Source organism: Hoeflea sp. AS60 (assembly GCF_038900115.1).
Lineage (GTDB): Bacteria > Pseudomonadota > Alphaproteobacteria > Rhizobiales > Rhizobiaceae > Hoeflea.
This window is the reverse complement of record NZ_JBBMQP010000001.1, coordinates 80,803-103,026: the sequence shown is the minus strand read 5'-3', so window position 1 is coordinate 103,026 and position 22,224 is coordinate 80,803. Positions and strand designations below refer to the sequence as shown.

Here is a 22,224-nt window from a genome sequence, read left to right as displayed (position 1 = left end):
TTCAGTGTTCAGCGGCTGTTGTTGCCAGAGTGTCCTGCAGCCAGCGTGCCGTACGTAACAACCGGTCATCCTTTTCAGCTGCGCCGATCAACTGTACGCCGATCGGCAATCCGGTCTCACCCACCAACAAGGGCAGGGTCACGCAGGGCAGGCCGGCAAGTGTCCAGAGCGTACAGAATATCGGATCGCCTGTGCTTCCACCAAACATCGGTGCTTCACCAGCAGCAGCGGGCGCAAGGATGGCATCGAACTCGAGAAAGAAATCGGCAAAGAATTGTTCCGCTGAGACTTTAACCGCCAGAGCATCCTCGTATTCGGTCTTCGAGATCTGGAGGCCTCTCGTGATGATAGGTTTGAGCGTATCGCTGATCTGGTCCCAGTGGCCGTCGAAGGTGTCTCCCAGATGCTTGCTGAATTCATATTCATGGATCCGTGCCTGCACTGCTACCAGATTCGAGAGCGTATCGGCCGGTGTCATGCGCAAGACCCGCTCGCCCAGTACGTCGATAACAGTGTCAAATCCTTCACGTGCAGCATCGCTGAGCCGGTCGTTGAAGGGGAGATCGAACCAGACGAGATCGGGCGGTACCGGTGCATCCTGCGCTGCCCCCGCCGCCATGTGCGGTGTGGGCCAGGAGAGGCTTGCCGGATCGCGCTGGTCGTAGCCCGAGATTGCATCGGTCAGCAAAGCAACATCGGGAAGGCTGCGTGCAAAGCAGCCCAGTTGATCGAGCGAAATTGACGTCTGCAATACGCCCTCGCGCGATACAACACCGCGCGTTGGTTTGAACCCGAACGTGCCACAGAAGGAAGCAGGGCGGATCACCGATCCGTTGGTCTGGGTTCCGACTGCGAGCGGCACCTGCAACGCACCAACTGCTGCCGCGGAGCCGCTTGAGGAGCCTCCGGGGCTGTGTTCATGATTGTGCGGATTCCGGGTTTCACTGGGATTCATGAAGGCCAGTTCTGTAGTGACCGTCTTGCCCAGAATCACCGCCCCGGCAGCACGCAGGAGTTCCACGACGCGTGCGTCTGCATCTGGCCTGCGATCAGCAAAGATAGGGGTTCCGCGCTGTGTCGGCATATTGCTGGTGTCGATGATGTCCTTGAGCCCCACCGGCACCCCATGCAGCGAGCCCAATGCATAACCAGCCTTGCGCCGCCGGTCCGCCTCTGCCGCCTGTGCCAAGGCCATGTCGACATCCAGATGCGCCCATGCCCGGATTTCTCCATCAGTTTCGGCGATGCGGTCGAGACAGGATTTTACCAGCTGAACAGAGGTCAATAGTCCCGCAGCCATGGCCGCGAGGGCATCTGTTGCTGAAAGGTTGTAGGGCTCAATCTTCATGGAATGTATGTACCAAACAGATAATCAGGCAGCCACAGGGCGATACCGGGGAACTGGTACATAAGCACCATGGTCAGGATCACGATGCCCAGATAGGGCATGATCCCGCGGAAAATCTCCATCAGCTCGATCTGTTTCTTCAACACCCCCTTGAGATAGTAGGCTGACATCGCCATTGGCGGCGTGAGGAACGAGGTCTGCAGATTAAGGGCCACAAGCATGGCAAAGAAGTAGGGGTTCACGCCGAAGGTGTCGAGCATCGGCAGGAAGATCGGAACAAAGATGATCAGAATCTCCGACCATTCCAGCGGCCAGCCAAGCAGGAAGATGATCAACTGCGCCAGGATCAGGAACTGCCATGGCTGCAGGTCAAAGCTGGTCACCCATTGGGCGATCAGGTCATGCCCCCCAAGATAGGAAAAGACGGAGGCGAAAGTCCAGGATCCGACAAAAAGCCAGCACACCATGGCGGTCGACTTGGCAGTCAGGAATACGCTTTCCTTGACTTTTTGCCATGATAGCGAGCGGTAAAGCGCGGCAAGAACAAGTCCGCCGAGCGCACCCATGGCTGCAGCTTCTGGCGGTGTCGCCAGTCCACCGAGGATTGAGCCGAGAACCAGCATGATCAGCACCGTCAACGGCACAAACGAGACAAGCAGGTTCCAGTAGATCTCTCGCCGCGGCGGAATGTCCTTCATATCGGGTTTGGGCGCCAGCGACGGCGTGATCCAGACCCGAACGATGACATAGACGATGTAGAGCCCGGCCAGCAGCAGACCGGGGAACATCGCGGCTGCGTAAAGTCGCAGGGGCGACAGGTCCGCTATCGCCGCGTAGACGATCAGCATGATCGAGGGAGGGATCAGAATGCCCAGCGTGCCGCCTGCGCAAATCACGCCGGAGGCAAAGCTCTTGTCGTAATTTGCGTTGGCCATGGCGGGAAAAGCCAACAGCCCCATCAACGTCACCACGGCACCCACAATGCCCGACGCTGTCGAGAAGACGGCGCAGGTCAACAGCGCCGCAATCGCCAGTGACCCGGGCAGGTTTCGCGCGGCCATGTAGAGCGAGACGAACAGCTTGTCGACAATATTGGCCCGCTCAACGACATATCCCATGAACAGGAACAACGGAATCGCCACTAGCGTGGCGTTCTCCATCACCGAATAGGTGTTCTGATTGACCAGATAGAAGATGTTGTTGTTGAAAATATCGCTGAAGGCCTCGATCGGATGGCCCTGATGGTAGGCGTAGTAACCGAAGCCAACGCCCATTGCGAGCAATGTGAAGGCGATCGGAAAGCCGAGCATAACGAGGACGATAAACAGGCCCAGCATCAACAGGGCTATTTCTGGATTTGTCATTTTTGTGGTTCCTAAGCGCCTGTCAGGTCAAGGAGTCTTCAACTCGGTCACATGCATCAGCATATCCTCGGTCTCGCGTACATCCTCTAGTCGGTCGAGCCAGCGTCCCGAGCGTATAGCCATTACGCAGCGGACGAGTTCGGCAAAGCCCTGTATCAGCAGCAAAGCTCCCGCCACTGGAATCAGGGATTTGAAGAAATAGATCTGAATGCTGGCCGGGCTGTTGAAGCTGACTTCCTTGTAGCGCCAGCTGTCCGACGCTATTTCCCAACCGAACCAGAACAGCGCCAGAACACCGGGGAAAAAGAAGAGAAAGTAGAGCACGAAATCCAGCGAAGCCTGAACACGCACCGGAAACAACCGGTAGAGCACGTCGGCCCGCACATGGGTGTCCTGGGCCAGCGCATAAGCACCGCACATCAGGAACAGTGCCCCGTACATCTGGATCATCATGTCAAAAGCCCACACGGTGGGGCTGTTGAGCACATAGCGCACAAAGACTTCATAGGAGACCGACAGTGTCAGGATCAGGATGCACCACCCAAAGGCGCGTCCGACCCAGAGGCTCAGCCCCTCGATCGCATAAACAAGTTTGACCACTTATACCCCTCCCCTAAACCAGCCATAAACCGGGGGCCCCTTGGGACCCCCGGACATACCAAAGGTGATCAGGCCTTCTTGAAGTAGTGATCGTAGGCCAGTTGATAGTTCGGCTGATTGAGGTTGAGATACCCCATGACATCCTTGGCGTAGGCCATCTGCGATGCCATCACCTTGGCAAAGAACGGATCCTCTTCCGCGATGCGGTTTGCGACCACATCCCAAGCGGCCAGCTGATCGGCCATCACGGAATCCGGTGTACGGTAGACGCTGACGCCATCCTGTTCCTGCAGCTTGATCAGGTCGTCGGAATAGCGCTTTGTGTTGCCCCAGTAGAAGCCCGAACTCTCAGCAAAGGACGCATTGCGGATAATCGCCTGGTGCTCAGGCGACAGCGCATTGAACTTGTCCTTGTTGATGGTGACTTCAAAGAATTCCTGGCTCTGATGGTACGAAGCCAGCATGTAGTGCTTGGACACGTCCTGCATGCCGAAGTCGCGGTCAGATGTCGGGTTGTTGAACTCGGCCGCGTCAATCAGGCCGGATTTCATCGCGGGCTGGATTTCGCCACCCGGCAACTGCACAACCGACATGCCCATTTCCAGCAGAACGTCTGCCGCCAGACCCACGGTCCGGTATTTCAGGCCTTTCATCTGTGCTGCATCGGTTATCTGTTTGTTGAACCAGCCCAGCGGCTGTGCAGGCATGGGCGAATTGAAGAAGGAGACCACGTTCAGCCGAAGTTCGGCCATCAGCTCATCGAACAGTTCCTGACCACCGCCGGAATAGATCCAGCCCAGCACTTCGTTACTGGACCATCCGAAACAGGGACCAGTGCCAAACAGAGAAGCGGTCTTGGACTTTCCATACCAATAGGCTGTCACGTAATGCGCTGCGTCCAAAACTCCGCGATGGACGGCGTCCTGCATCTGGCTTGTCTTGACGACCGAATCCACCGCCAACACTTCAATGACCAGCGACCCGCCGGACATTTCGTTGACGCGGTTGGCGAAGGACTGTGCGTTTTCCAGGAATATACCACCGCCCCATGCAGCCTGCATTTTCAGGGTCGTTGTCGCGTTCTGAGCGATAGCCGGTGTGGCGAGAGCGGCAGCACCAGCAATAGCTGAGCCGCGCAGAAATCTTCTGCGATTAAGTTCGTTAGACATGTTTCCTCCCACGGAAATATTTTGCTTTGTAGTTCTCCTGTGCTGCCAGTTTTGTTTCCCTCGTGTTGTTCCAGCAGTCTCCTCCAACTGGAACAACATGGCAGCGGATTGATAGTTACATTTGAATGCATTCGTGACAAGTATATTGCAAATGCCACGTGTAGATTTTCTGAAAGTCATTCAAAACAATGCTTTAGGTGTTGGTCTGGTCACATCCTATTTCTTGCTGACACGTCGAATTGCCATCTGGGTCAAGAACGGGCCTACCAGCTCGAATGCAATGGTGCTGGCGACGGCGACGGCGAGTAGTTCCTCGCCGATATCAGGAAACCGCTCGCGGGCGACCAGCGCCATGCCGATTGCAACACCTGCTTGCGGCATCAGTCCGAGCCCGGTCATCCTGCTTTCGCGGTGAGGCAGGCTTGCCAGGCGACCGCCGGCCCAACCTCCGAGCAGGCGTGCCAGTGCGCGGAGAATGAAATATGCGACGCAGACATATCCCACTTGAGCAAGGTTGCCGGTTTCCAGAGATGCCCCGGCCATGACAAAAAACAGCAGCATGAATGGCCACTCAATGCGTTCGATCTCGTTGAATGGGCGGTCATGGTGGCGGGCAAGATTGACGATGGTCGCGCCGCACACCATGCCTGTCAGCAGGAACGAGAACCCGAAATGCAGGGCCAGGCCTGCACACAGAAAAACGAGGCCAACCGCCTCAATCAATGTGGGTTCGCCAGGTTTTATCCGCCCGGTGAGAAATGCCGCGGGCAAGCCGATTGCCAGCCCGAGCGCGATTGCCCCACCGACCTCGCGGGCACCATGCACCATCGCCATCACGGCGTCCTGATCCACAATGATGCTGGCTAATGTGAGCGCCATGGAAAAAGCAAGCAGGCCCCAGGCGTCATCGATTGCAACGATGCCGAGCAGATTGGTGGCAAAGCGGCCCTTTGCGCCAGCCTGGGTGATGACATCATGGGTGGCGGCCGGGTCAGTGGCAGCAGACAGTCCGCCCAGAAGTACTGCAAATGCGATTGGCAGCCCTAACAGCCATAGGCCCGTAGCCACGACCACGACGGAGACCGCAACCAGCGTCAGCGATATGATCATGATCTCGCGGCCATGGGATTTCAGGGTCTCGGGGTTCAGGGTGCCGCCAAGCAGAAAGGCAACCATAGTCAAGGCTGTGGGCGAGTAGAATTCGTTGGCTTCGTTGAAGCTTCGCGGCAGGAGATCCATAACCGGAGGGCCGATGATGGCTCCCAGCAGGATCAGCAGGGTGACGCGGGGAACGTGGACTATCCGGCCAATCTTGTCGAGTAAGAGGCCAGCCAGAAACAGAATGCCGACGGCGATGAGGACTTCAGAATTGGCCATTGGCAACCGATCCGAACGCTTAATTGTCTAACAGGGCTTTGGGGTGGAAAAGCGAGCCCGGAAGCCATGTCCCGGGCTGCTGATCATCAAGTACGCGCTGCCATCAGGGGCGTGACATGGCTCCCATGTCTACCGTCGCTTTGGATGCCAGGTCTTCAAGGCTGTCGTAAGCGAGCTGAATGGCGTATTTCGGATTGTGGGCATAGGCGCCGGGTTCCTTGGCCAGGAACTGGTAGTTGTAGGCCGCTCGAAGCAGACGTGGCGTCCAGCTCTTGTAGCTGTTCGGGAACTTGGCTTCTTCGGGGTCCACTGCGCCGTTTGCATTCAGGTCATTGAAGAAATAGGGATAGGCGTGTGTGTCGTAAGCCACCGGCTTGCCTGTCACGTCTTTTGCGTAAAGTTGGATGGCCTCGCCAAGCTTCTCATGCAGAGTGCTGATTTCTCCGCTGATCCCCTCTTTGACGTCGCCATCGCCATCCATGTCAGCCGGGGTGATGCGGATGGCGGAGATGGTTTCGGCGCCCTTGTGGCAGGTAACGCATTTATCAACGGCGACAACCTTGGTCGTGTGGGGATCGTGGCACGTGGCGCAGGTGTTGAAATCGGGCACGTGGGCAAACCGTTGGAAGTAGGTCTTGCCTTCATACTGGTAGCCACCGCGAACAGAGCCGCCAAACATGGTGGCAGCCGAAGCGGCGTAGTGCACATTGATAAATCCCAGATCACCGTTGGTGGTGTCGGCTTCACCGCCGGCAATGGCTGCATTGACGCTGTCGGTTGATTCCCGTCCCTGGTGGCAGACCATGCAGACGGCCGAGGCGCTGGTTTCAGTCATCACTTCGCCTGACGGGAAAGTAATCTGTTGGAGATCCTTGGCTGCCTGGTTGTGGCAGGCGACGCAATCAATCGGGGAACCAATCGGGGCCGGCCCGTCGACCTTTCCTGCCGTTGATCCGTCAGCGCCGAGAAAATCCAGCAGTCCGAGGCCTGAATGGCAGGTTGCACATTCTCCCGGCACTTCGCCTTCCGTGTTCCAGTGCACAAAGGCTTCGGCTTTCCTGTCGCCATGTGGTGACGCCATCCAGCTTTCGACGATGGCAGTGACCGGAGATGTCTCCTGCGCATGAGCGAGCGGAACGGCGACAAACATCAGAGATACGAGTGATAAAACAGTGCGGGCATAAAACACGGGCAGACCTCCAGCGGTTCATTCAGATTTGAGTGTTTCCGGCAATTCTGGATGCTTTTTCGTCTGCAAATTATGACGCCTGAATATGCGGTTGCATTGATCTTGCTCAATGGATCAGGCGTTTCATCCTGTTAACTTCACACCCAAACGTCCTTGTGGCGTGTTCATTGAAACGGTCGAGGCCTTTGCTGGTCAGGCGTGAAGAAACAAGGTGGTGTAGAAAGTGTTGCCCTGGTTCAGGATTGACCGCACACGGCTGACCGAGCAGACGATCCATGACGGACCGTCTGTTGAGCGGATCGCATTGCTTGGCGCTGATCTGCCCGGCCTGCGGCCAAAGTTGCGGTGCGGGCAGGGCGACCGGGTTGAACGAGGTCAGGTGGTGTTTCACGACCGCGCCCATCCGGATGTCGTTCTTGTTTCACCGGTTTCGGGCGTTGTCGAGTCGATCACGCTTGGCCCGCGGCGCAGCCTTTCGGCTTTGGTCATCCGGTCAGAAAACGCTCAACACGATCCGGATCCGCTTGTCATAGCCAAGTCGACGCCCGCCGAAATGCGGTCGGCGCTGCTTGCCCAGGGGTTCTGGCCCGCCTTTCTGACCCGCCCGTTCGGCCGGATCCCGGCGCCCGATGCCGTCCCGGAAGCCATCTTTGTCACCGTCACCGCCGACAATCCTTATGCGCCCGATCCAAGAGTCGTGCTTGGGGATCAGCTTGAGATGTTCACGGCCGGCCTGAAGGCGATGACGCTTCTGACCAGTGGAAAAGTCCATGTCTGCCAATCCCCTGGAGCGGATATCGCGGCGGGGCTTGGCGCGCGAATTCGGGGATCGTTCTTTCCTGCGGGTCGATCATCTGGCTTTGCCAGTACCCATATTCATCACTCGCACCCTGTCGACGCCAGCCGATCCGTCTGGAGCATCGGCTATCAGGATGTGGCTGCCATCGGAAAGCTGGTCGCGACCGGTGTTCATGATTTCAGCCGCATTGTCGCGTTCACGGGGCCGCGTGCCAAGCAACCGAGGTTGATCCGGACTGTTGCAGGCGCCAGCTTGCCGGACCTGATCCGCCACGAAGCCCTGCCTGGTAGCCACGGCTCACCCCTTTGCGTGTTCTCCGGTTCAGCGGCACGCGGCCGGGAGTCCTCCTGGCTTGGCCGATATCACCAGCAGGTATCATTGCTTGATGACGCGTCGTCGCACGGCAAGCTCCCCGAGAGTGTTGTCATGGCGCGGTTGCGCCGGACTTCATCGCAACTCGCTCCGCTGATTCCCACTACCGCGCTCGAGAGGGCGCTGGCTTTTGATATCCCTGTCGTACCGTTGCTGCGGGCCTTGAGTGTTGGCGACGCCGAGACGGCGAAACGTCTTGGATGCCTTGAAATGGTTGAAGAGGATCTCGCCGAAGTCTCTCTTGCCTGCACCAGTGGTGCTGATTACGGGCGGATGCTGCGTCATGTTCTTGATGAACTTGCGGAGGACGCATGACCGGCTGGCTGCTTGATCCGCAACGCACGCGACAGCGCACCGGATGGACACCGGCGCGGGTGACGCTCGCCCAGCTGGTTGCGCTTGCGGGGCCCGTGGCAGTGACCCTGGTCGAGCGCGGAACGCCGCAGATAGCGGTGCTGATGACCGCTCTCGTCACCTGTCTGATCTGGGAACTCACCTTTGATCTGATCCGTGGACGATCCTTGAGCTGGCACACCGCCACTGTGGCGCTGATCCTCGCAGTCCTGGTGCCGGCGTCGGTTCCGCTTTGGCAGATCGCGATGGCCGCAAGCTTTGGCGTGGTGTTTGGCGAGCTGGTCTTTGGCGGCAGGGGCTACGGCATTGTGTCGGGTGCTGCGGCTGGCGCCGGGTTCCTGGTGTTTTCTTTCATCGGAACCACGCTCTCCCTGAGCAATGAGGCCCTGGCGCTCGCGACGCTTCCAGGTGCGTTGCTGCTGTTGCGGGGAGGATTGGTTTCCTGGGGCGTTCTGGTTTCTGCCGCTGTCGTGTTGGCTGCTTCCGGCTTTGCGCAAACGGGTGCGGGCGGGTTGCCGACGGTGGCCGCCAGCGTCGCTTTTGGCCTTGTTTTCCTGATCGGCGATCCGGTTGCGGGAGCATCGACAAATCTGGGTCGCTGGGTGTTCGGCGCCTTGGCGGGGGTGCTGATTGTGCTGTTTGACACGGTTGCCGGTCCCGCCATTGCGACAGCAGCCATCGTCTTTGCCTCCCTTCTCGCCAGCATTTTTGCGCCGCTGATCGATCATATGGCTGTTGCGATGGTCATAAGGCTACGGAGGCGGCGGCATGGCTGAGCTCTTTTCGCCCATCCGAAAGTTCTTTGCTCGATCCAACGATGATCTGGTCAAGATCATGGGTATGGCTGTGCTCGTTGCCCTGGTTTCATCTGCGGCCGTGTCGGTGACAGCGGTTATGCTCAGGCCCTATCAGGAGGCAAACCGCGCAGTTGAACGGCAGGCGCGGATCGACGCAATGCTCGATACGCTGCCCGGCATGCGTGACCTGATGATGGAATCGGGCGTCGACACGCTGGAAACACGGCTGGTCAATTTGGACGACGGCAGTTTTGCAAGCAGCCCTGATCCTGCCGGATTTGATCTGGAGGCGGCACTTCAGGATCCGGGTGCAAGCATTGCGCTTGAGCCTGAAGCGGATATCGCCGGGATCAAGCGGCGAGCGAACCAATCGCCTGTCTACCTGTTGCAGAAGGACGGCGACCTCAAGCTGATCGTCCTGCCGGTCTATGGCGCCGGATATCAGTCAACGGTTCGTGCCGCCCTGGCAATCGAGGCTGATCTGGTGACCATCGCGGCGTTGGCGATCATCGAGCAGGGCGATACTCCGGGCTTTGGCGCGCGGATCGAGGAGCCGGAATGGTTGGCGCTCTGGCCCGGCAAGAAGATCGCCGACGACACCGGCAGTATCCGAATCGAGCTGGTTCGCGGCGGGGCTTCTACGCCCTACGAAGTTGACGGGATATCTGGCGCCACGCGCACCAGCACCAGGCTCACCAACATTTTGCATTTCTGGCTCGGGGACAATGGGTTTGGCCCGTTTCTGACCAGGCTCAGGCAGGAAGGGCTCTAGGATGTCGCTCAAACATCATCTCACCGCCCCTCTGATCGGCAATAATCCGATCACGCTGCAGATACTGGGTATCTGTTCTGCGCTAGCGGTGACGACCACGCTGTCGACAGCGATCACCATGTCGGTGGCGCTCACAGTGGTGCTGTGCCTGTCCGGCGGTGTGATCAGCCTGATGCGGCATCATATTCCGCCGTCGATCCGACTGATCATTCAGATCACCATCGTGGCCTCGATCGTCATCGTGATTGATCAGTTCATGCAGGCGTTCATGTTCGAAATGAGCAAGCGTCTGTCGATTTTTGTCGGGCTGATCGTCACCAATTGCCTGGTTCTGGGCCGGGCGGAGGCCTTCGCGATGCGCAATCCGGTGCTGCCGAGCGTGGTCGACGGACTTGGAAACGGCCTCGGCTACAGCCTGATCCTTTTGATTGTCGGCACGTTGCGCGAGTTTCTCGGAACCGGCGCCCTGATGGGGGTGCCGCTGGTCATCACCGTGGCGGATGGCGGCTGGTTTCAGCCGCTCGGGTTGATGCAACTGGCGCCAAGCGCGTTCTTCATTCTCGGCCTTCTGGTCTGGCTGGTGCGGGTGCTGCGTCCTGAACAGCTGGAGCGGCCCGAGTTTCGGCTTGGAACGACAGAGGACCGCCGGCCATGAGCGAGCTTTTGATCAAATCCATATTCCAGGAAAACCTGGCGCTGTCGTTCTTCCTCGGCATTTGCACTTTTCTGGCAGTGTCCAAAAGGGTCGACACCGCGGTTGGTCTGGGGCTGGCGGTGATCGTGGTTCAGGCGATCACTGTTCCGGTGAACTATCTGATCTTCAACCTGCTGCTGATCGAGGGCGCATGGGCCTGGGCCGGGTTGCCGGATGTCGACCTGACTTTTCTCAAACTTGTGAGCTTCATCGGCGTCATCGCCGCCATGGTGCAGATTCTGGAGATGACGCTGGACCGGTTCGTGCCGCGGCTCTACCGGGCGCTGGGCATCTTCCTGCCGCTGATCACGGTCAATTGCGCCATTCTGGGTGGCAGCCTGTTCATGGTCGAGCGTCACTATGATTTCGAGCAGTCGGTGGTTTACGGGATCGGCAGCGGTGTGGGGTGGGCGCTGGCGATCGTTACTTTCGCAGCCATTCGCGAGAGGCTCAAATACAGCGACATGCCGAAGGGTGTCGAGGGACTTGCCAGCGCCTTCATCGTCACCGGGTTGATGTCGCTCGGCTTCTCGGCCTTTTCCCTGGTGACGCCATGACAGAGATCGTTCTGGGCATCGTTCTTCTGACGGTAATTGTCCTTTTGCTCGCGATTACGGTCATGTTCGTACGATCGATCCTGTCGCCTTCAAGGCCGGCTGTGTTGACGCTGAACGGGTCGACCAGGTTCGATACGAGCACCGGGCTCAAACTGCTGGCTGCGCTGAACGATAACGGCATTCTGGTGCCATCGGCCTGTGCCGGTGCAGGCACCTGTGGACTCTGCCGCGTCAAGATCGTGGAGGGTGGGGCTGCGCCACTGCCGACAGAAGCCGCACGGCTGACAAAGGCTGATCTTCAGGATCACGTCCACCTCGCCTGCCAGGTGGTGATCCGCGGGGACATGGAAGTCGAGGTCGACACTGATCTGATGTCAGCTGAGAGTTTCGTTTGCACGGTTGAAAGCATGCGGGCGCTAACACCGCTGATCCGTGAAATCGTGCTCAGCCAGCCAGACGGGATGAAAGCAGACATCGAGGCGGGTTCCTTTGTGCAGATCACAGCTCCCCCGTTCGAGCAAAACTATGCGGATATCGATGTGCCCGAGGCTCATACGAGCGTCTGGCAAAATCTCCGCGCGCTCAAGGTTTCAAGTCCCGCGCCGGTGACGCGGGCTTACTCGGTCTCCAACCGACCAAAGGACACAGAGACGGGACGGATCGTTCTCAACATCCGGCTGGCGCTGCCACCGCCGTCGGTTCCCGACGCGATGGCGGGCGTGGTTTCATCTTGGCTATTTTCACTCAAGCCCGGCGATCGGGTCGATACATCCGGACCGTTCGGCAGCTTCCGCGCCAAGCCCGGCGAGGCCGAGATGATTTTCATTGGCGGTGGCGTTGGCATGGCGCCGTTGCGCGCGATCATTTTTGATCAGCTGGAGCGGATCGGCGCCAAGCGGCGTATCAGCTACTGGTATGGCGCACGCAACAAGGCAGATCTGCTCTATCAGAACGAGTTTGACACGCTTGCAGAAAAACACCCGAATTTCAACTGGACTGTCGCCCTCTCAGATCCGCGCCCTGAAGACGAGTGGCAGGGAAGCGTCGGGTTCGTGCACATGGTGGCCTGGGAGAATTATCTCAAGGATCATTCGGCGCCGGAGGCCTGCGAGTACTACCTATGTGGTCCGCCGTTGATGATCCGTGCGGTGCTGGCGATGCTCGATGATGCCGGCGTCGACAAATCCCATATCTTCACAGATGATTTCGGAGTCTGATGCCATGCGGATGACACGACGCAATTTTCTTGTCTCAACTGCCGGCGCCATGGCTTGGAGAGTGCGCCAGGCAGCCGCCGGGACGATTGGCATCGGCGGTCCGGCGTTTGGCAGCACCTGGCGGGCGGCTCTTCCCGATGGAACCAAATCCGAAGTGGTGCGGCAGCTGGTCGCTTCTGTGGTCGCTGAAATCAATCTGGCAATGTCCCCATATCTGGGGCAGTCGGAACTCTCTGTCTTCAATTGCGCAGACACGCTGGATTGGCAGGGCTGTTCCGCGCCGATTGCCTTCGTCGCCGAGCAAGCGCTGGCAATGTCACGGTTTACTGGCGGTACGTTTGATCCGACCATCGGTCCGCTGGTCAATCGTTTCGGTTTCGGCCCCATTCATGGAGAGCGGGCGCGCCCGGATGATTTGTCGGTTTCGGCAAACGGATTGCGCAAGGCGACGCTTGGCCTGACGCTTGATCTGTGCGGGATCGCCAAGGGATATGCGCTCGACCGGATCGTTGATGCCTTGCCGTCTGTCGGGGTGGAAACGGCGCTGTTCGAGCTTGGTGGAGAGGTTCGTGCGCTTGGACGCCATCCGGACGGGCGCTCGTGGCAGGTGGGTATTGAGCAACCGGATGCCGAGCCGGGCGCCATGGCGCACATTGTTGCACCCGGCCCGATGGCACTGGCGACGTCGGGAACCAGTCGGCAAAACATCACACTGGGGTACGGCGGTGTCAGCCACCTGATCGACCCGCGCTCCGGCCGCCCGGTTGACGCCGTACCGGCATCGGTCTCGGTGCTGGCCGATACCGCCATGCGCGCCGACGGTCTGGCGACCGCGCTGATGGTGATGGGAATGGAGCGAGGGGCCGCGTTCGCGGAGACCCATTCCATTCCGGCGTTGTTTGTCAGGCTCGACAACGACGGCAGCCACCAGATCATGACCGGTGGCTTTGAAGCCTACGTGACCGCATAGGAGGTAGAGACGATGGAGACATTTCTGCTCGCATTTGGACTGGTTCTGCTTTCTCTGCTCGGGCTGGCGCTGGGGGTGATCTTCGGACGCGCGCCGCTCAAGGGCTCTTGCGGAGGTTTGTCCTGCGCCACCGGGCTGTCGTGTAGTGGTTGCCGCAAGGGTGGGGCTCATGAGTGAGCGTCCCCGGATCAAGACCTATATGAGCTGCGAACTGGTGACGCTGACGCCCGATGTGGAAATCAACCGGGCGATGAACCTTCTGCTCGACAACAAGATATCTGGCGCACCGGTGCTGGACGCGAAAGGAAACCTCATCGGCATGCTGTCGCAGAAAGACTGCCTCAAGGCGGCGTTGCATGCGAGCTATTACCGTGAGTGGGGCGACACTGTTGCGGACTACATGTCTGACAAGCCTGTGTCACTTGATGCCGAGCTCGACCTTGTCGAAGCTGCGGAAGCTTTTCTGGCAAGCACTTTCAGGCGCTTTCCGGTGATGTCCGAAGGCCGGCTGGTGGGGCAAATCAGTCGGTCGGACCTGCTGCGGGCGCTGGCTGGCAACTGGCAATAGAGATGTTCAGTCCAAAAGGCCCGCAACCGCCCGGGCGATCATACGCTCTTCATCCGCCTCAACGATAAAGGCCTGTTTCACGCTGTCTGCAGCGGTCAGACGTTCTGATTTGGCGTCATTGGCCGTCCGATCGAGCCTGAAGCCGAGCCATTCAAGCTTTTCCAGAACCATGGTGCGGATGGGTGCCGCGTTTTCGCCGATGCCGCCGGAAAAGATCAGCGCATCGATACCGCCGATGCTCGTGGCTGCCGCGCCGATTTCCTGGACAAGCCGGTCAACAAACATTTCTATGGCAAAGGCAGCATCGGGCTGGTCGCTGGCCATAAGCGTGCGCATGTCTCCCGACAGGCCGGATACACCCGAGAGGCCGCTCTGATGATAGAACAGCTTGCTGACGGCCGCTGTGTCGCCGCCATGCTGTTCGACAAGCCAAAGTACTGCGCCAGGATCAAGCCGTCCTGGGCGCTGGCCCATCATCAATCCATCAAGCGGTGTGAAGCCCATCGACGTCCAGCGGCTGACGCCGTCGACGATCCCGCAGATCGAGCAGCCGTTGCCGAGATGGCAGGCGATCACCCGACCTTCGGGCACTCCGAGGCCCGGTAGCTTGGCGGCAACATGCTCATAGGACAGGCCGTGAAAGCCATAGCGAATGAGACCATCCCTAGCATAGTTCCGCGGCAGGGGCATTTCGCGGCGAACTGGGGCAATACCTGAATGGAAGGCGGTGTCGAAACATGCAATCTGCGGCACGCCGGGCAAGGCCTTCGCAGCAGCGTCAATTCCCGCGAGATTGTGTGGTTGGTGGCCCGGCGCCAGCGGCGTCAATTCGGCGATACCGGCGCGGATTTCCGGCGTGACCCTGACCGGGGCGTTGAACCGCTCGCCGCCATGGACAATACGGTGGCCGACCCCGGAAATCTCCCCCGCCCGTGGCAGGATGATATCATTGATCAGCCGCGGCAGCACCTCGGCGTGGCCTTGATCGGGGCCGCCGAATTCCATTGTTTCACCGGTCGATGTCTTCAGTCTCGGCGTCTGACCGTGCCCGATTGCCTCAACCAGTCCGGAGAAGCTGCGCTCGAAGTCCGGCGTGAAAAGTGCAAATTTGATGGAGGATGAGCCGCAATTGAGCGCCAGCAGACTTGAGTGTGTGCTTTCGGTCATCTGGATCGCATCCTTTCTTGTCTGCATTGGCCAGGAGGCCGGATGATGGGCAGGTCCTACCGTTGTGCCGGATTGGACATGATGCGCAACCGAAAAGCTGAGCTGGTCTGATGTGCGCGCCGGTTTTGGTCTGATCGCAGGGCTCCAAGTAGGTTGTTTTGGAGGCTGTGCACAGCACGTAATCGGCTGTTGCCAAGGCGCGGCGCTCGTTTTATCTTTTGGTCAAAAATAATGACGGGAACAGCCTAAATCAGTGTCAAACAGGAGCGTCAGCCATGACCAAATTGACTACGTCTAGCCTTGCAAGTCTTCTTACACGCCGTCAGGTCCTCGCTGGCGCAGCTGCCGGCGCTGCCGTACTGGCTCTGCCAGGTTTCATGGGCAGAGCGCGTGCCGACGGGCCGCTCAAGGTCGCAGCTATCTACACCGTGCCGGTCGAGCAGCAATGGGTGAGCCGCATCCACAAGGCCGCAAACGCGGCGGTGGAGCGGGGCGACATCGAGTACGTGTTTTCCGAAAACACCTCTAACAATGACTATGAGCGCGTCATGCGTGAGTACTCGGAAGCCGGCCATGATCTGATCGTTGGCGAAGTTTTCGGGGTCGAGGATGCTGCCCGGCAGGTTGCCGCGGATTACCCGGAAACAGCCTATCTGATGGGATCAAGCTTCCTGCCCAAGGATGATGCGCCGAATTTTGCAGTGTTCGATAACTACATCCAGGATGCGTCCTATCTCTCAGGCATCATTGCCGGTGCGATGACCAAGTCGAAGAATATCGGTATGGTCGGCGGCTTCCCGATCCCTGAGGTCAATCGTCTGATGCATGCCTTCATGGCGGGCGTCAAAGAGACCGCTCCTGAAACGAAGTTCCAGGTGGCCTTCATCGGTTCGTGGTTCGATCCGCCAAAGGCAAAAGAAACAGCCTTCGCCCAGATCGATGGCGGCGCAGATGTCCTTTACGCGGAACGCTTTGGCGTATCGGATGCGGCCAAGGAAAAGGGCGTTCTGGCAATCGGCAATGTGATCGACACCCAGGCAGACTACCCCGAAACAGTGGTGGCTTCTGCGCTTTGGCATTTTGAGCCGACGCTTGATCACGCAATCGAGATGGTCAAGGCAGGAACCTTCAAGGCTGAGAATTACGGAGTCTACTCCTTCATGAAGGAAGGCGGTTCTTCGCTCGCACCGCTCGGCACGTTCGAGGGCAAGGTGCCTGAAGAGGTGATGGAGCTGGTGATGGAGCGTGAAGCGGCGATCAAGGACGGCTCCTTCGTGGTCGAGATCAACGACGAAGAACCCAAGTCCAACTGATGGACGCTGCTCATAGCCCGGAGGCGGAGACCGTTCTCCGCCTCTCGGGCATTACCAAGAGATTTGGCCCGCTTGTCGCCAATGATTCCATCTCGCTGTCGCTTAAACGCGGCGAGGTGTTGGCGCTGCTTGGCGAAAACGGGGCTGGCAAGACAACGTTGATGAACATCCTTTTCGGCCATTACACGGCCGATGAGGGGAAGATCGAAGCGTTTGGCTCGGCTTTGCCGCCCGGAGATCCGAACGCGGCGCTGGCAGCGGGCATTGGCATGGTGCATCAGCACTTCACGCTTGCCGATCAGATGACGGTGCTTGAAAACATCGTGCTCGGTACGCGTCCGCTGTGGTCCTTCAATCTGGGCAGATCCGCGGCGCGGGAAAAGATCCGGCGTCTGGCGTCGGACTACGGACTTGAGGTCGATCCGGACCGGATGATCACGGAGCTCTCGGTGGGCGAAAGGCAGCGGGTCGAGATCCTCAAGGCGCTCTATCGCGAAGCCCGCATTCTCATTCTTGACGAGCCGACCGCAGTGCTGACACCGATGGAGACAGAGGCGCTTTTTGCCACGCTCAAGAAGCTGGTGGACGCGGGGCTGTCGGTCATTTTCATCTCCCACAAGCTCGGAGAAGTGCAGTCGGTCTCTGATCGTGTCGTGGTTTTGCGCGGCGGCAAGCTTGCCGGGGAACGCAAGACATCTGACGCGACACGGCGGGAACTGGCTGAGCTGATGGTCGGCGGGCAACTGCCGGTCAACGAGATCGGCCCGTCCACACCTGGGGCGTGCCTCTTCAAACTCAAGGGCGTATCCACACGAAGCTTGGGTGGGGCGGCGCTCAAGCAAATTTCGATGCAGCTGCGGGGCGGCGAGATCACGGGACTTGCCGGGATTTCCGGCAATGGCCAGGCGGCGCTTGCGGCGTTGATCGCCGGCACGCTCGAAGCCCGCGAGGGTGATATTGTTGTGCACGGCGAGACGCTCCACCAATGGTCGCCCCGCGTGGCGCTCGACCATGGATTGGGGCGCATTCCCGAAGACAGGCATGCTACTGGCATGATCGGGGACATGAGTGTGGCAGAGAACGTAATTTCCGAAGCCTATCGCAGTCCGCGGTTTTCGCGCTTGGGCTTTCTGGACTGGAAGGCTGCTGCGGCTTTTGCGAGCGACATTATCAAGGCCTATGACGTCAAGTGCCCGTCGCCAGAAGCCCGCGTGCGGCTGCTTTCGGGCGGCAACATGCAAAAGTTGATCCTCGGCCGGGCGCTCGACGGTGATCCTGATATTATCCTGGCCAGCCAGCCGACGCGCGGGCTTGATGTTGGCGCGGTGGCCTATGTCCACGCGCGGCTGATCGAGGCACGTGACCGGGGTGCTGCGGTGCTGCTGATCTCCGAGGATCTCGATGAAATCCAGACCCTGTCCGACAGAATTCTTGTCATCCATCGCGGACAGCTGTCCAAACCATCTTTGCGCGGCGAACTCAGTATCATGGAGCTGGGTGAACTGATGGCTGGGCACGGACAGGAAGATGGGGCTAGCCATGCGGCTTGAACCGAGGCCCGCCTCATCGGTGGCTGCCACCATCCTCTGGCCCGCTGGTGCAATTCTGGCCACGATTTTGTTTTCCTCGGTGCTGGTGATGATTGCAGGCGCCTCGCCGCTGACGGTGTTCTGGCTGGTGTTCAAGGGAGCCGCCGGATCGCAGTTTGCGCTACTGGAGACCCTGACCCGGGCGACACCGTTGATTTTCACCGGGCTCGCCGTGGCGGTCGCCTTCCGGGCCAAGCTCTGGAACATTGGCGCTGAAGCGCAGCTTTATCTGGGCGCAGTTATGACTGTGGTTCTGGGCACCGGTGCCGTGACGCTGCCGTCTGCAGGCCTCATTCCGCTGATCATGATTGCGGCGATGTTGACCGGAGCGCTGGCGCTTCTCGGTCCGGCGGTGCTGAAAACAAAGTTCGGCGTTGATGAGGTGGTGACGACGCTGCTGCTGAATTTCATCGTGCTCCTGTTTGTCTCGATGCTGCTCGAAGGGCCCCTTAAAGATCCGACCGGCCTTGGCTGGCCGCAGTCGAAGCGGGTGATTGCCGAGGCGCAACTGCCACGGCTGATCAAGGGCAAGCGGCTGCATTATGGTTTCATCCTGGCGATAGCCTCGGCTGTCGTGGTCTGGGTGATCATGAAGAAAACCACGCTTGGATATGAGATGCGCGCTGTCGGGCACAATGCGGAAGCCGCGAGGTTCGCTGGCATTCCGGTCAATCGAGTGATCGTCAAGACAGCGCTTCTGTCGGGCGGACTTGCTGCCCTGGCGGGGTTCTCGGAAGTTGCCGGACTTAAGGGCAATCTGACGCTCGATCTTTCGCCGGGCTATGGCTACACCGGGATTGTTGTTGCCATGCTGGCCATGCTCAACCCGCTGGGTGTGATCGCAGCCGCGATCTTCGTGGCCGGGATCTTTGTTGGCGCCGATGCGATGAGCCGCAGCGCCAATGTGCCGAGTTACATCGCCCAGGTGATGGTCGCGACCTCGCTCCTGACCATGGTCGCGGCAATCATGCTGATGCGCTACCGCGTGCGCTGGAGGTGACATGAACGAGGCTTTGGAAATTCTGTTCACTGCCAGCTTCTGGGTCGCTGCCATCCGCATCGCCTCGCCGCTGATCTTCGCCACCATGGGGGAATTGATCTGCGAGCGGGCCGGCGTGCTCAATCTCGGGATTGAAGGCATCATGGTGGCCGGCGCATTTTCGGGCTGGTTCACTGTCTATATGGGTGGGGATCTGTGGACCGGCGTGCTGGTTGCCGCGCTGACCGGCGCGATGTTCGGGCTCTTGCACGGGTTTCTCACGGTTCCTCTGGGGCTTTCGCAGCATGTAACCGGCATCGGGATCACGCTGCTTGCCTCGAGCCTCACCTACTTCACCTACCGGATCCTGTTACCAGAAGTCACTTCGCCACCGAAGATCGAGCCGTTTCAGCCTTTCGCTGTTCCGGTCTTGTCGGACATCCCGGTGCTTGGGCCCGCCTTGTTCAACCAGACGCCGCTGACCTATCTCGCCTATTTCACCGTCGCTGCCGTGGCGTTCGTTTTCTACCGCACCCCGGTGGGCGTGGCCGTCCGGGCCGTGGGCGAAAATCCTGCGGCAGTTGAAGCGCAAGGCATATCGGTAACCGCAGTTCGGATTGGTGCGGTGATGGTGGGATCGGCGCTGATGGCGATCGGCGGGGCGTTTCTCACCATGTCGGCGTTCAACTCGTTCTTTTTCGAAATGATCAATGGCCGTGGCTGGATCGCCATCGCGCTGGTCGTGTTCGGATCCTGGCGGCCTGGCAAGGCCCTCATCGGGGCGATCCTGTTTGCGGCCTTTGATGCCTATCAGGTCCGGCTGCAGCAGATCACCGGCGGCGTCATTCCCTACCAGATCTTCCTGATGATGCCGTTTGTGCTGTCGATCGTGGCGCTGGTCATCGTCGCCCGTCGTGCGACCTATCCGAAGGCGCTGATGGTCCCTTATCAGAAAGGCGAGAGATGAGCTTTGACACTTTGCTCAAGGGTGGCGTGCTGCCCGACGGGACGACTGCAGACATAGCCATAAAGGATGGGCGGATTGCGGCTATTGCTGCTGGCATTGAAGCCGAGGCAGGCGAGGTTATCGACATCGCCGGCAACCTGGTTTCGCCTCCGTTCGTGGATCCGCATTTTCACATGGATGCGACGCTGTCCTATGGCCAGCCACGGATCAATGCTTCGGGAACGTTGCTTGAAGGGATTGGCCTTTGGGGCGAGCTCAAACCTCTCCTGACCCATGAAGCAGTCAAGGAGCGTGCGCTTGCATATTGCGACTGGGCGGCTTCCATGGGGCTGCTTGCGATCCGCACCCATGTGGATGTGTGCGATGACCGGCTTCTGGCGGTCGAGGCGCTGCTCGAGGTCAAGAAGGGGATCGCCCACTATATCGATCTGCAGCTGGTGGCATTTCCGCAGGACGGGCTCTATCGCTCGCCGACCGCGCGGAAAAACACCATCCGGGCGCTCGATCTCGGGGTCGACGTGGTTGGTGGTATCCCGCATTTCGAGCGCACCATGGCTGATGGCCGGGCTTCGGTCACCGAGCTTTGCGAGATCGCGGCTGATCGTGGCTTGATGGTCGACATGCATTGCGACGAAACGGACGACCCGTTGTCGCGGCATATCGAGCAACTGGCCTATGAGACGCAGCGTCTTGGTCTTCAGGGCAGGGTGGCGGGATCGCATCTGACTTCGATGCACTCAATGGACAATTACTACGTCTCCAAGCTGCTGCCGTTGATCGCCGAGGCAGAGGTTGCGGCAATCCCCAACCCGCTGATCAACATCACCCTGCAGGGGCGTCATGATACCTATCCGAAGCGGCGCGGCATGACGCGGGTGCCGGAAATGCTCAAGCATGGCATCCGGGTTGGCTTCGGTCAGGATTGCGTGCTTGATCCGTGGTACTCTCTGGGCACCGCTGACATGCTTGACGTTGCATTCATGGGCCTGCATGTGGCGCAGATGACCAGCCCCGATGACATGCGCCGCTGCTACGAGATGGTCACCACCCAGAGTGCGGCGATCATGGGGCTTGAAGACTATGGTCTCGAAGTTGGCAAACGCGCTGATTTGGTGGTGCTTGATGCCGGCAATCCCATTGAAGCGATCCGCTTGCGGGCGACACGGCTTTTGGTGATGGCGAGGGGAAGGGTAATTGCCAGGCGCAAGCGTTCACCGATGAGGCTTGCCATTCCTGGCAGGGAAGCGGACATCGACCGCCGCTTCAAGGTTCCGGAGCCACGCTGACCCTAAAGTCCAAGCTGATCCAAACTGTACCACTTGTTAAAAAACACGGTTAATACTTACGTAAGTGCGTTGGGATACACTGCGTGGAGTTGTTCTGCGTCAAGGGTATCCAGTTATGGCCGTTGCCAAGCGTAAATTATCCCAGGTTTTTCGTGTCTCTCGTAAGCTCGCGTTGCTTTCAGGCGGATTTTTGTTTGTTCTCGGGGCCTCTGGGACCGCCGCACTGGTTTTTGCACCGGCAAGCATGATCCCGGGTTACCAGGAAGAGGTCGGTGGCCATTGCAAAACGGTTTACCAGTCCGAGTTCAGGCGGGGCAAAGAGAAGCGCCTGATCGCTGTCATCTCAGGTGACGACATTGAGCCCAACCAGCGGGTGAAAACAGGCATCCGGATTGCGCGCCATCTCTCCGAAACCCTCAATCCTGATCTTGTCATAGTTCAGGTTGCCGACCATCGCGGCCCCTCAACGAGGGCCAAGCTTCGTGGTTCCGCGATTGGCGCTGAAATTGTCTACGCCCCTGTTCCGACCAAGTCTCTCGCAGTGTCGCAGCCGTGGGAGGTGCGTTACGTCAATACTGTAGCGGCCAGCAGCGGCTACTATTTCGGTGATCGTGTCGACATGCCGCAGACAGAAATCGAAGCCCTTGCTCACGAAATCGAGAAGGTTTCCGGCTGTGACGGCGATATGGTCGAAGCAGAAGCCGAGACCGTTGCCGCAGCCGGTCATAGCGAGCCGGCGAAACCGGCTGGCCATTGACAGGCCCCGCCTGAAGGAC

22 protein-coding genes are annotated in these 22,224 nt (G+C 59.1%); 15 read left to right on the top strand and 7 right to left on the bottom strand.

Features of this window, described 5'->3' with window-relative positions:
* Position 1: 1 nt before the first annotated feature.
* From WNZ14_RS00440 to WNZ14_RS00415, 6 genes are all read right to left on the bottom strand, one after another.
* Positions 2–1,348 carry an amidase gene (locus tag WNZ14_RS00440; RefSeq protein WP_342866650.1) on the bottom strand — a complete coding sequence of 449 codons (1,347 nt, stop codon included), beginning with the start codon at positions 1,346–1,348 and terminating at the stop codon, positions 2–4.
* Positions 1,345–2,712 (bottom strand): TRAP transporter large permease subunit, encoded by a 1,368-nt coding sequence (locus WNZ14_RS00435; protein WP_342866649.1) that lies wholly within the window; start codon positions 2,710–2,712, stop codon positions 1,345–1,347. Before WNZ14_RS00435 ends, WNZ14_RS00440 begins: the two co-directional genes overlap by 4 nt.
* 27 nt (positions 2,713–2,739) lie before the next feature.
* Positions 2,740–3,312, bottom strand: a complete 573-nt coding sequence (locus WNZ14_RS00430; protein WP_342866648.1) for a TRAP transporter small permease subunit — start codon at positions 3,310–3,312, stop codon at positions 2,740–2,742.
* Positions 3,313–3,380: 68 nt separating this feature from the next.
* Positions 3,381–4,481, bottom strand: a complete 1,101-nt coding sequence (locus WNZ14_RS00425; protein ID WP_342866647.1) for a TRAP transporter substrate-binding protein — start codon at positions 4,479–4,481, stop codon at positions 3,381–3,383.
* A gap of 216 nt (positions 4,482–4,697) precedes the next feature.
* Entirely contained in the window at positions 4,698–5,858 is a 1,161-nt protein-coding gene (locus WNZ14_RS00420) for a cation:proton antiporter (protein ID WP_342866646.1), read from the bottom strand.
* A gap of 103 nt (positions 5,859–5,961) precedes the next feature.
* A complete protein-coding gene (locus tag WNZ14_RS00415; RefSeq protein WP_342866645.1) occupies positions 5,962–7,047 on the bottom strand; it encodes a polyheme membrane-associated cytochrome C in 1,086 nt (361 codons plus the stop codon).
* A gap of 223 nt (positions 7,048–7,270) precedes the next feature.
* Between WNZ14_RS00415 and WNZ14_RS00410 the strand changes: the two genes are divergently transcribed.
* The 9 genes from WNZ14_RS00410 to WNZ14_RS00370 are packed head-to-tail and all read left to right on the top strand — an operon-like array spanning position 7,271 to position 14,147.
* A complete protein-coding gene (locus tag WNZ14_RS00410; RefSeq protein ID WP_342866644.1) occupies positions 7,271–8,533 on the top strand; it encodes a hypothetical protein in 1,263 nt (420 codons plus the stop codon).
* Positions 8,530–9,348, top strand: a complete 819-nt coding sequence (locus WNZ14_RS00405; RefSeq protein WP_342866643.1) for an RnfABCDGE type electron transport complex subunit D — start codon at positions 8,530–8,532, stop codon at positions 9,346–9,348. The genes WNZ14_RS00410 and WNZ14_RS00405 overlap by 4 nt, the downstream gene beginning before the upstream one ends.
* On the top strand, positions 9,341–10,141 hold the full coding sequence (gene nqrC, locus WNZ14_RS00400) for an NADH:ubiquinone reductase (Na(+)-transporting) subunit C (RefSeq protein WP_342866642.1): 801 nt from the start codon (positions 9,341–9,343) through the stop codon (positions 10,139–10,141). The genes WNZ14_RS00405 and nqrC overlap by 8 nt, the downstream gene beginning before the upstream one ends.
* 1 nt (position 10,142) lies before the next feature.
* Positions 10,143–10,796 carry an NADH:ubiquinone reductase (Na(+)-transporting) subunit D gene (locus WNZ14_RS00395; protein WP_342866641.1) on the top strand — a complete coding sequence of 218 codons (654 nt, stop codon included), beginning with the start codon at positions 10,143–10,145 and terminating at the stop codon, positions 10,794–10,796.
* Entirely contained in the window at positions 10,793–11,392 is a 600-nt protein-coding gene (gene nqrE / locus WNZ14_RS00390) for an NADH:ubiquinone reductase (Na(+)-transporting) subunit E (RefSeq protein WP_342866640.1), read from the top strand. The genes WNZ14_RS00395 and nqrE overlap by 4 nt, the downstream gene beginning before the upstream one ends.
* Positions 11,389–12,609: an NADH:ubiquinone reductase (Na(+)-transporting) subunit F gene (nqrF, locus tag WNZ14_RS00385; RefSeq protein WP_342866639.1), complete on the top strand. Its 1,221-nt coding sequence runs from the start codon at positions 11,389–11,391 to the stop codon at positions 12,607–12,609. Before nqrE ends, nqrF begins: the two co-directional genes overlap by 4 nt.
* 4 nt (positions 12,610–12,613) lie before the next feature.
* Entirely contained in the window at positions 12,614–13,579 is a 966-nt protein-coding gene (locus tag WNZ14_RS00380) for an FAD:protein FMN transferase (RefSeq protein WP_342866638.1), read from the top strand.
* 12 nt (positions 13,580–13,591) lie between these two features.
* Positions 13,592–13,756 carry a hypothetical protein gene (locus tag WNZ14_RS00375; protein ID WP_342866637.1) on the top strand — a complete coding sequence of 55 codons (165 nt, stop codon included), beginning with the start codon at positions 13,592–13,594 and terminating at the stop codon, positions 13,754–13,756.
* Positions 13,749–14,147 carry a CBS domain-containing protein gene (locus WNZ14_RS00370; protein WP_342866636.1) on the top strand — a complete coding sequence of 133 codons (399 nt, stop codon included), beginning with the start codon at positions 13,749–13,751 and terminating at the stop codon, positions 14,145–14,147. Before WNZ14_RS00375 ends, WNZ14_RS00370 begins: the two co-directional genes overlap by 8 nt.
* 6 nt (positions 14,148–14,153) lie before the next feature.
* Here WNZ14_RS00370 and WNZ14_RS00365 read toward each other — a convergent pair whose 3' ends face one another.
* Entirely contained in the window at positions 14,154–15,314 is a 1,161-nt protein-coding gene (locus tag WNZ14_RS00365) for an acetate/propionate family kinase (protein WP_342866635.1), read from the bottom strand.
* A gap of 275 nt (positions 15,315–15,589) precedes the next feature.
* Here WNZ14_RS00365 and WNZ14_RS00360 point away from each other — a divergent pair, with 275 nt between their 5' ends.
* The 6 genes from WNZ14_RS00360 to WNZ14_RS00335 all read left to right on the top strand — a co-directional run bounded on the left by WNZ14_RS00360 (position 15,590) and on the right by WNZ14_RS00335 (position 22,205).
* Positions 15,590–16,627 (top strand): BMP family protein, encoded by a 1,038-nt coding sequence (locus tag WNZ14_RS00360; RefSeq protein WP_342866634.1) that lies wholly within the window; start codon positions 15,590–15,592, stop codon positions 16,625–16,627.
* Complete coding sequence (locus WNZ14_RS00355; protein ID WP_342866633.1) at positions 16,627–18,177, top strand: ABC transporter ATP-binding protein; 1,551 nt, start codon at positions 16,627–16,629, stop codon at positions 18,175–18,177. The genes WNZ14_RS00360 and WNZ14_RS00355 overlap by 1 nt, the downstream gene beginning before the upstream one ends.
* The gene (locus WNZ14_RS00350; protein WP_342866632.1) at positions 18,167–19,216 is read left to right on the top strand and encodes an ABC transporter permease; all 1,050 of its coding nucleotides are present in this window, start codon (positions 18,167–18,169) and stop codon (positions 19,214–19,216) included. Before WNZ14_RS00355 ends, WNZ14_RS00350 begins: the two co-directional genes overlap by 11 nt.
* Position 19,217: 1 nt before the next feature.
* Entirely contained in the window at positions 19,218–20,162 is a 945-nt protein-coding gene (locus tag WNZ14_RS00345; protein WP_342866631.1) for an ABC transporter permease, read from the top strand.
* Positions 20,159–21,448, top strand: coding sequence for an amidohydrolase family protein (locus WNZ14_RS00340; protein WP_342866630.1), 1,290 nt, complete (start codon positions 20,159–20,161; stop codon positions 21,446–21,448). The genes WNZ14_RS00345 and WNZ14_RS00340 overlap by 4 nt, the downstream gene beginning before the upstream one ends.
* A 244-nt stretch (positions 21,449–21,692) precedes the next feature.
* The gene (locus tag WNZ14_RS00335; RefSeq protein WP_342866629.1) at positions 21,693–22,205 is read left to right on the top strand and encodes a hypothetical protein; all 513 of its coding nucleotides are present in this window, start codon (positions 21,693–21,695) and stop codon (positions 22,203–22,205) included.
* The last annotated feature ends 19 nt before the right edge of the window (positions 22,206–22,224 follow it).